We start from the raw sequence: 7,362 nt of genomic DNA, 5'->3' as shown, positions 1-7,362 counted from the left end.
GCGCGGCCGCCGCCGCCACGGCCGCCGACCACCGCGGCGACCGCCCAGTACGGGCCCGCCACGAACCCCGACGCGGCCACCGCCGCGGCCACGACCGCGGCGGCCGCCGCACGCCGGTCCGGCTCAGTCCCGCGACGCATAACCCATCTCCCAGGCGTGCACGGCGACCCCGACGCGGTTCCGCGCGCCGAGCTTGCGCTGGACGCTCGCCAGGTGCGTCTTCACCGTCCCCGGCGAGATGAACAGCTCCGCCGCGATGTCGGCGTTGCTGCGGCCCAGCGCGACCTGCCCCGCGATCTCCTTCTCCCGCTCGGTGAGCGGCTCGCGCGGCGGCTCCGGCCGCCGCACCGGCTCGGTCACGTGCCGCAGCAGCCGCACGGTGATCGACGGGCTGATCAGGCTCTCCCCGCCCATCGCCGCCCGCACCGCCTCGATCAGCAGCGCCGGACCCGACCGTTTCAGGACGAACCCGGACGCGCCGTGCCGCAGCGCCGGATACACGTACTCGTCCAGGTCGAACGTCGTGAGGATCACCACCCGCACCCGGACGGGCGCGTCCGGCCCCGCGAGCCGCCGCGTCACCTCCAGCCCGTCCAGGCCGGGCATGCGGACGTCGACCAGCGCCACGTCCGGCCGCAGCCGCCCCGCCAGCTCCAGCGCCGCGACGCCGTCCGGCGCCTCCCCCACCACCTCGATGCCGGGATCGCTCCCGAGGATCTCCCGCACACCGCGGCGCACCATCTCCTGATCGTCGGCGATCAGGACCCGGATCGTCATTCTCCCCGCCGTCTCTTCTCGGACATCGCACCAGGATCGCCCCACCCGGACGCGACCGCCTCTTCCGTCCGGCGGATGTCGCACCGGCCCGTCCGCACGGCGCGGATTCATCGACTATGGATCACCGGCCGGTTATGCTCCGTACTTATACCTGCAAACGACACCCCAAGGGCAACGGATGAGTGTCGACGAAACGGCCCCCCTGCGCGTACTGGTGGTGGACGCGAACCCCCGGATCCGCGCCGACGTGATCGCCCTGCTGGAATCCAGCGACGAGCTCTCGGTCGTCGCCGAGACGTCCGACGCGTCCTCCGCCCTCGCCCTGACCGAACGGCTGCGCCCCGACATCGTCCTCGTGGACGCCGCCGCGGCGCGCCTCTCGACCGCGCTCAGCCGGGCGCGCCTGTTCGTCCTCGCCGCCGCGGCGACGCCGCCGTCGGGCCCGCCGTCCGGGACGGCGCGTGCGGGCATCTGGTGCCCGGCGCGTTCACCCCGCACGACCTGATCCGCGGCGTCCGCGACGCCTCCCGGGTGTCGCTCGGGCTGTCCGCCCGCGAGGCCGAGGTGATGGACCTCATCGCCACCGGCCGCTCCAACGGCGAGATCGCCCGGCAGCTCTTCCTCAGCGAAAAGACGATCAAGAACCATGTGAACCGCATCTACGCCAAGCTCGGCGTCAGCTCCCGCGCCACCGCCATCGCCCTGTGGCGGGGCATGATGAGCGTCATGCCCGCCAAGGACTGAAACCGATTCGCACTGGTCCACAGGGGCTGATACTGTTCTTCCTGTCGCCAGGGACACCGGCCACGGCCGGAGCCCCGATCGACAGGCGCCGTTAGCTCAATTGGCAGAGCAGCGGACTCTTAATCCGCGGGTTCGGGGTTCAAGTCCCTGACGGCGCACCCGTGCTTTCTGATCAGGGCGTTCTTCGGTCGCGAAGAGCGCCCTTACTGCTGTGTGCGGGTCGCGGGCGGACGACGGTGTTAACCCTCTCGTTATCCGCGATCTGAACCAATGAAGCCATGCGGATACTGGTGGCCGAAGATGAGCGCGCCCTCGCCGATCTGGTGGCCGAGGGACTGCGCGGGCGGGCGATGGCGGTGGACGTCGCCTACGACGGGGCGGGCGCGCTCGAACGCCTCTCGGTGAACGAATACGACGTGCTCGTGCTGGACCGGGACCTGCCCCGGGTGCACGGCGACGAGATCTGCCGGGAGCTGGCCCGGCGCGGCGAGCGGGTGCGCATCCTGATGCTGACCGCCTCCGGCGGGTTGCACGACCGGGTCGCCGGGCTGAACCTCGGAGCCGACGACTACCTCGCCAAACCGTTCGCGTTCGACGAGCTCGTCGCGCGGATCAACGCGCTCGGCCGCCGCACCGGCCCGCCGCTCCCGCCCGTCCTGGAGCACGGCGGCATCACCCTGGACACGGCCCGCCGGCAGTCCTTCCGCGACGGCCGGCACCTCCCGCTGTCGCCCAAGGAGTACGCCGTGCTGGAGGTGCTGATGCGCGCCCGCGGCACGATCGTCAGCACGGAGGAACTGCTGGAGCGGGCCTGGGACGAGCACACCGACCCGTTCACCACCGTCGTCAAGGTGACGATGAGCAAGCTCCGGTCCAAGCTCGGGGAACCCCCCGTCATCGTCACCGTCCCGGGAAGCGGGTACCGGCTGTGAGACGGCCACGGCTCCCCCGGCGGCTCCTCCCGATGCCCGCAGGCTCGGTGCGGACCCGGATGACGCTCCTCTACGGGGGCGTCTTCACGATCATCACCCTGGGGGTGCTGGTCGGCGCGCAGCAGATCCAGAAGCAGCTCAACGACCGCGCGGTGGACGGCTTCGTGTCGCCGGACTCCGTCGCCGCCGTCCCCTGCGGCCTGCGGCCCCCGGAAGCCCCCTGCTCGGCCGTCCCCCACGACGCCTCGGCCGCCCCGCCGCCCCGCTCGGACGGCCCCCCGACGCGGGTCTTCGCCCGGCAGGGCGAGGCGCTGCAGCGGGAACTGGAGCGGACGCAGCTGCTGATCACGCTGCTCGCCCTCGTGGTGATCATCGTGCTGGCGTTCGCGGTCTGCTGGTGGCTGACCGGACGGCTCCTGCGGCCGCTGCACCGCGTCACCGCCACCGCCCGCAGGCTGTCGCTGTCCACCCTGCACGAGCGGATCGCGCTGGGCGGCCCGCAGGACGAGCTCAAGGACCTCGCCGACACCTTCGACGCCATGCTCGACCGGCTGGAACGTTCGGTGGCGAGCCAGCGCCGCTTCGTCGCGAACGCGTCCCACGAGCTGCGCACGCCCCTGGCCGTCCAGCGGACCGCCATCGAGGTCGGCCTGGCCGACCCGTCCCCGGCGAAGGTGGCCAGGATCAAGGCCGAGCTGCTGCGCGCCACCGAACGTTCCGAGCGGCTCATCGAGGGACTGCTCGTCCTCGCCCAGGGCGAGCAGGAACCGGCCGTCCGGGCGCCGGTGAACCTCGCCGTCGTGGTCGGGCAGGTCGTCGGGGAGCACCTGCCGGCCGCCCGGTCGCGCGACGTCACCATCGCCACCGACGCCCGCCCCGTCACCGTCGAGGGCGACGAGGTGCTGCTCACGCGGCTGGTCGCCAACCTGGTGCAGAACGCGATCCGGCACAACCACCCCGGCGGGCACGTCCGGGTCGACCTGTCCCCCGAGATCGGGCTGGTGGTCCGCAACACCGGCCCCGAGGTGTCCCCGGACCAGGTCGGCGAGCTGTTCGAACCGTTCCGCAGACTGCACGCCGACCGGACCGGATCGTCCCAGGGCGCGGGCCTCGGGCTGTCGATCGTCGCCGCCATCACCGACGCCCACGGCGGCACCGTGCGCGCGACGGCCAACGGCAGGGGCGGCCTCTCCGTCGCCGTCGCGCTCCCCGCCCGCGAACCCGCCCTCCGGCTGAACCGCCCCTGACGATCAGCCGGGTGCCGCGCGCGTCAGCTCGCGGCGCCCGGCCCGGACTCGGCCGGGAACCGCTTGCCGCAGGCGGCGAAGGCCGCGACGAGCTTCTCGCGGGTGACCCCCGACTCCTCGACGGTGATGTCGATCGTCCCGGGCTCGGGGTCCTTGGCGTCGATGCCCTGCTGGCGCAGGCATTCGGCCTTCTTCAGCGCGCGGTCCTGGTCGGCCGCGGTGACGTCCTCGCCGGCGTCCTGGCTGGGGGCGAACTTCGCGCACGCCGCCCGCGCCGCCTCGTGCTCCGCGCTGGAGCCGGAGAGCGGGACGATCTCCTGCTCCCCCTCCTTCACGCCTGGGGGAACGTCGGGGAGCTCGACTCCGTGTTCCTTCATGCAGTTCTCGAACTTCTGCCGCTGTTGCCGGTCGGCCTGCGAGTCCGCGCCGGAACCTCCGCCGCCCTCGGTTCCGTCGCCGCCGCACGCGGTCAGGGTGAACACGGCGGCGGACAGGGCCGCCACGACGAGCATGGGTTTCTTCATGTCTCCAGAGTGGCCACCGGGAGGTTTCCCGCCGGTGACCGTCGCCCCGGCGCCGCCGGAGGCCCGCACACGCCGGAACGGGGTGCCTCCGCGCTCGTCCGGTCGAGCGTGGACCACCCTGCGACCGGCCTCGGGCGACCGGTCAGGTGGTGGCGAGCGCCTCGGTCGGGGAGAGGCGGGCGGCGCGGCGGGCCGGGTACACGCCCGCGAGGGCGCCGACGGCGACGGCGGCCAGGGCGCCTCCGGCGACGGCCGAGCCGGGCGGCGCGAGGGGCCAGCCGCGGAAGAACGCGTAACCGAGGCAGGCGGCCAGCCCGATGAGCACCCCGGCGGCTCCGCCGAGCCCCGACAGGGTCACCGACTCGGTGAGGAACTGCAGCCGGATCTGCCCGCGGGTCGCGCCGAGCGACCGGCGCAGCCCGATCTCCCGCCGCCGCTCCAGCACCGAGATCACCATGATGTTCGCGATGCCGACGCCGCCCGCGAGGAGCGTGACGGCGCCCAGCCCGAAGAACAGCGCGTTGAAGGTGCGCGTCGCGGCGGCCCGCGCGGTGAGCGCGTCCGACGGGCGGCCGACCTTCACCTCCTCCGGATGCTCCGGGTTGACGGTGCGGCCCAGCACGGCGCGCACCGACTGGACGCTCGCGTCCGTGGAGCGCTCGTAGAGCGTGGTGACGTTCCCGTCGAAGCCGAGCCGTTCGGCGTACGTCCAGCCGATCAGGGCCGAGCGGTCGATCTCGGGCGCGAGCGCGACCTCGTCGAGGATCCCCGTCACCAGGAACCACTGCCCGTCGATGTGGACGCGCTCGCCCGCGCCGTAGATCCCGAGCCGCTCGGCCGCGCCGGAACCGAGCACCACCGACGGGTAGCGGCTGGTCGCGGCGTTCAGGAACGCGCCGGACCGCACAGTGCCGCCGAGGGTTTCGAGCAGGTCGGTGCGGGCGGCGCGGACGGCGATGCCGCTCGTCGTCGACGCCGGGATCTTGTCGGTGCGGCGGACGGTCGCGTCCTCCACCAGGCCCGTCGCCGACACGCTCGTCACCCCCGCGATGCGGGAGACCATGCCCTCCGCGGTCGCGGGCAGCCGCGCGTCCTCGCCGGTCAGCGTCGTCCCGGGCTCGACGGTGAGCATGTTGGTGCCGAGCCGCTCGATCTCGGCCAGCAGCCCGGCGCGGCCCGCGGCGCTGATGCCGACCAGGGCGACCATGGCGGCGACGCCGATGGCGATGCCGAGCCCGGACAGCACCGCGCGCAGCGGCCTGCCGCGCAGCCCGTCGAGCCCGACCACGGCCAGGTCCCGGCCGCGGAGCCGGACCGGTTCCGGCAGCGGTTCCGGTAGCGGATTCATGCCCGCACCCCCGAATCGGCGAAGATCCGGCCGTCGCGGATCTCCAGGCGCCGCGGCAGGCGCCGCCGCGACCTCCGGGTCATGGGTGATCACCACGACGGCGGTGCCGTCCCGGTTGAGTTCGGTGAGCAGGTCCAGCACGCCCGCCCCGGAGACCGAGTCGAGGTTGCCGGTCGGCTCGTCGGCGAGGACGAGCGGCGGGTCGCCGACGACCGCGCGGGCGATCGCGACCCGCTGCTTCTCCCCGCCCGACAACTGCTGCGGCCGGTGGTCCATGCGGTGCGCGAGGCCGACGCGTTCCAGCGCCGTCCGCGCCAGCGCGCGGCGCCGCCGCGGCGGCAGGCCGTGGTAGAGCAGGCCGGTCGCCACGTTGTCCAGGGCGGACATGTGGGGGGTGAGGAAGAACTGCTGGAACACGAACCCGATCCAGCGGGCGCGGACCGCGGCGAGCCGCCGGTCGGGCATCTCGGCGACGTCGTGCCCCCGCATGAGGACCCGTCCGGTGCTCGGCCTGTCCAGCGTCCCCATCAGGTTCAGCAGCGTCGACTTGCCCGATCCGGACGGCCCGAGGATCGCCACCCGCTCGCCGGCGTGGACGGTGAGCGACACCTCGCGGAGCGCGCGCACCCCGCCGGGATACTCCTTGGTCGCGTTCTCCACCGCGACGACGGCGGCGCCGTCCGCGAACGCGTCGCCGGTGCTGAGCCCGTCGCCGGTCATGACCGCGGCACCTGCACCTTCATGCCCGCCTTCAGGTCGCCGCTCACCTCGACGCGGTCGCCGTCGAAGACGCCGAGCTCGACCGGCACCGGGGTGACCTTCCCGGCGGCGTCCACGACGTTCACCTTGTAGGTGCCGTCGGCCGACGCCAGCAGCGCGTTGATCGGGACGGCCAGCACGTTCTTATGCTCGGTGCCGGTGAACCCGACCGTCACCGGGGCACCGTCGAGGAGCTTCTCGCCGTTCTCGTCGTCCAGCGCGATGTAGACGGGAATGGTGGCGTTCGCCGTGCCCTGCCCGGTCTGCGCCTGGGAGTCGGTGTCCCCGGCGGTCGCCACCGAGCCGATCGAGGAGATCTTCCCTTCGACGGTCGCCCCGCCGGGCAGCGTGACCCGCACCCCGGCGCCGTCCCGGATCATGTTCTGGTCGGCGACCGGCACGTCCACCGTGATGCGCCGCTCGGTGCTGCTGGCGGTGAGGACCTTGCCGCCGGCGTTGTCGCCGAGGACGGCGTCGACCTCCTCCACCCGGATCGCGCCGCGCATCATCACGACGTCGCCGACCCCGACCGTCCCGGTCTGGTCGAGGCCCAGGTCCTTCTGCCAGGCCATGATGGCCGTGGTGGTCGCGTAGGTGAAGTCGCGGTCGACGGTCATGTGGTCGTTGTAGCCGAGCGCGTCGAGGTTGCGTTCCAGCTCCAGGACGTCGCGGCCGTCGGTCATGCCCGACTGCAGCGTCCGCCAGAACGGCGTCGGGCCGTAGAAGAGCGGGACCTTCTCGCCGTCCCGCCCGTACACCCGCTCGCCGCGCTCGATCACGGCGCCGGTCTCGGGCAGCCAGGTGAGCCGCCCGCCGCCCTGCCCCAGCACGGTGTAGCCGCCGGAGTAGCCGAGCGTGCCGTCCACCTCGGTGGTGTCGACCATGTCGGCCCGGGTGACCGCCGCGGTCGGCGGCGTCGAGGCCGCCCGCGCCGGAGTACCGCCGTCGTCGCGCACCGCGTACACCCGCCCGCCGCGCCGATCGCGAGGACCGCGAGCCGCCGAGCAGCGCCCAGAGGCCGCGGCGGCGCC

At 73.5% G+C, this 7,362-nt stretch carries 8 protein-coding genes and 1 tRNA gene; 5 read left to right on the top strand and 4 right to left on the bottom strand.

What is annotated here, in order from left to right:
• Positions 1-123 precede the first annotated feature (123 nt).
• Positions 124-777 (bottom strand): response regulator, encoded by a 654-nt coding sequence (locus BJF79_RS28075; RefSeq protein ID WP_075901859.1) that lies wholly within the window; start codon positions 775-777, stop codon positions 124-126.
• 178 nt (positions 778-955) lie between these two features.
• Between BJF79_RS28075 and BJF79_RS51570 the strand changes: the two genes are divergently transcribed.
• The 5 genes from BJF79_RS51570 to BJF79_RS28055 all read left to right on the top strand — a co-directional run bounded on the left by BJF79_RS51570 (position 956) and on the right by BJF79_RS28055 (position 3,700).
• Positions 956-1,282, top strand: coding sequence for a response regulator transcription factor (locus tag BJF79_RS51570; RefSeq protein WP_083734029.1), 327 nt, complete (start codon positions 956-958; stop codon positions 1,280-1,282).
• The gene (locus BJF79_RS51565) at positions 1,252-1,521 is read left to right on the top strand and encodes a helix-turn-helix domain-containing protein (protein WP_262402689.1); all 270 of its coding nucleotides are present in this window, start codon (positions 1,252-1,254) and stop codon (positions 1,519-1,521) included. Before BJF79_RS51570 ends, BJF79_RS51565 begins: the two co-directional genes overlap by 31 nt.
• Positions 1,522-1,606: 85 nt before the next feature.
• Positions 1,607-1,679: transfer RNA gene (locus BJF79_RS28065), tRNA-Lys, on the top strand.
• Between the two features lie 120 nt (positions 1,680-1,799).
• Positions 1,800-2,453 (top strand): response regulator transcription factor, encoded by a 654-nt coding sequence (locus BJF79_RS28060; RefSeq protein ID WP_075901857.1) that lies wholly within the window; start codon positions 1,800-1,802, stop codon positions 2,451-2,453.
• Positions 2,454-2,512: 59 nt separating this feature from the next.
• Positions 2,513-3,700, top strand: a complete 1,188-nt coding sequence (locus tag BJF79_RS28055) for a sensor histidine kinase (RefSeq protein ID WP_262402688.1) — start codon at positions 2,513-2,515, stop codon at positions 3,698-3,700.
• Between the two features lie 23 nt (positions 3,701-3,723).
• Here BJF79_RS28055 and BJF79_RS28050 read toward each other — a convergent pair whose 3' ends face one another.
• From BJF79_RS28050 to BJF79_RS28035, 3 genes are all read right to left on the bottom strand, one after another.
• Positions 3,724-4,212: a hypothetical protein gene (locus tag BJF79_RS28050; RefSeq protein WP_075901853.1), complete on the bottom strand. Its 489-nt coding sequence runs from the start codon at positions 4,210-4,212 to the stop codon at positions 3,724-3,726.
• 154 nt (positions 4,213-4,366) lie between these two features.
• Complete coding sequence (locus BJF79_RS65845; RefSeq protein WP_083734027.1) at positions 4,367-6,292, bottom strand: ATP-binding cassette domain-containing protein; 1,926 nt, start codon at positions 6,290-6,292, stop codon at positions 4,367-4,369.
• On the bottom strand, positions 6,289-7,362 hold a 1,074-nt coding region (locus BJF79_RS28035; RefSeq protein WP_262402687.1), incomplete at its 5' end, for a peptidoglycan-binding protein. The genes BJF79_RS65845 and BJF79_RS28035, both read right to left, overlap by 4 nt.

It is taken from the genome of Actinomadura sp. CNU-125 (assembly GCF_001942465.1).
Taxonomy (GTDB): domain Bacteria; phylum Actinomycetota; class Actinomycetes; order Streptosporangiales; family Streptosporangiaceae; genus Spirillospora.
Note: the sequence above shows the minus strand (reverse complement) of the source record. Positions and strands in the feature narration are given on the sequence as shown.

Coding starts and splice junctions, on each gene's coding strand:
- BJF79_RS28075 (WP_075901859.1), bottom strand. CDS start 777: ATGACGATCCGGGTCCTGATCGCCGACGATCAGGAGATGGTGCGCCGC.
- BJF79_RS51570 (WP_083734029.1), top strand. CDS start 956: ATGAGTGTCGACGAAACGGCCCCCCTGCGCGTACTGGTGGTGGACGCG.
- BJF79_RS28060 (WP_075901857.1), top strand. CDS start 1,800: ATGCGGATACTGGTGGCCGAAGATGAGCGCGCCCTCGCCGATCTGGTG.
- BJF79_RS28055 (WP_262402688.1), top strand. CDS start 2,513: ATGACGCTCCTCTACGGGGGCGTCTTCACGATCATCACCCTGGGGGTG.
- BJF79_RS28050 (WP_075901853.1), bottom strand. CDS start 4,212: ATGCTCGTCGTGGCGGCCCTGTCCGCCGCCGTGTTCACCCTGACCGCG.
- BJF79_RS65845 (WP_083734027.1), bottom strand. CDS start 6,292: ATGACCGGCGACGGGCTCAGCACCGGCGACGCGTTCGCGGACGGCGCC.